The following is a 1,106-nucleotide window of genomic DNA, read 5'->3' as shown; positions in this document are numbered from 1 at the left end:
AATTTAGATAGCTTCATCGGCTTTTTTGAATGGTATAAAGAAGGTCTCAAAATTTTATGCAAAAAAGATAATAATTTGTATAGCTATATAAGTACCAATAATGAATTTGAAACTGTAGTCCCATTTTCTAATATTAAAAATTTACAAGTAAATCACCGTTCTGTATATCTTCAAGTAGATATTAATAATTTAAAACAAGAGCAAATTAGCGGAATTCAATTAAAAAGTCGTACACACTTTATGAGTTCAAAGTTTATAAGTGACTTTTCAATAAACAATAATCTTTTAACACTATGCATTGATAAATCTTTACTAGATTCATTAGATAAAGGGATATATAACGTATTAGTCATTTATGATTCTTATAAACCTTTAAATATTAAATATGGTTTTACAAAAAAACTAGAAACAACCAACAAAAAAGTAACTTTTTATCCAACAATTAATGGAAATCTTTCAATTAAATTAGAGTCATAATTTTATAGGAGGTAGTTTAATGAGGAAATTCTTAATATTTTCTAATATTTTTATACTTATTTTTGCTTTTTTAAATAATAAAAAAGTAAAAGATAAATATCGTATTAGCTTAAATGATATTGAATCAGACGCAGATATATTAGATCAACATGGCATGTATAGAGATAAAGACGGTAATATTTACCCTAAAGAAGAATTATATGAATGAGTCTTTTATTAATAATTAAAAAGACGATGATTAATAGGCACAACAGTTATCGTAAGTCTTCTTACTATTAAAACCATAGCCTTTATTATACAAATCATCCCCTGCTAATCACTCGGTTAACAGGGGACTAGTTTTGTATAAATGTTGAATAGGCTTTATAAAAGCAATTATTCTTTTACTTTATTGTAGAAAATATAAAAAGGTAAGCAAATTATAATACTCATTGTTACAAGTAGCATTCCAATCATAAGATTTTCTTCAATTAAAAGTATTGCATCAGATAATAAAATTGAAGCTAACATCAAGGTAATTATAAAGTAAATTATAATTTTGCTCTTTAAATTTAGTGGAATTTTTTCTGATTCTATTGAAGCTATTATTCTTAAATCCTTAGTTATTGCTAAATATAATAAAATTAATA

Annotated in this window: 2 protein-coding genes and 1 pseudogene; 2 read left to right on the top strand and 1 reads right to left on the bottom strand. The window is 23.8% G+C overall.

Annotated elements, in window-relative coordinates:
* A pseudogene (locus CD147_RS12070) lies at positions 1-477 on the top strand (glycosyltransferase family 2 protein); the annotation flags it as partial.
* 19 nt (positions 478-496) lie between these two features.
* Positions 497-685, top strand: coding sequence for a hypothetical protein (locus tag CD147_RS04505; RefSeq protein ID WP_103166252.1), 189 nt, complete (start codon positions 497-499; stop codon positions 683-685).
* Positions 686-852: 167 nt separating this feature from the next.
* Here CD147_RS04505 and CD147_RS12205 read toward each other — a convergent pair.
* Positions 853-1,106 (bottom strand): hypothetical protein (locus tag CD147_RS12205; protein WP_206185148.1); only part of this gene is annotated, 254 nt, incomplete at its 5' end.

It is taken from the genome of Staphylococcus devriesei (assembly GCF_002902625.1).
GTDB classification, from domain to species: Bacteria; Bacillota; Bacilli; order Staphylococcales; family Staphylococcaceae; genus Staphylococcus; species Staphylococcus devriesei.
This window is presented reverse-complemented; position numbering and strand designations above follow the sequence as displayed.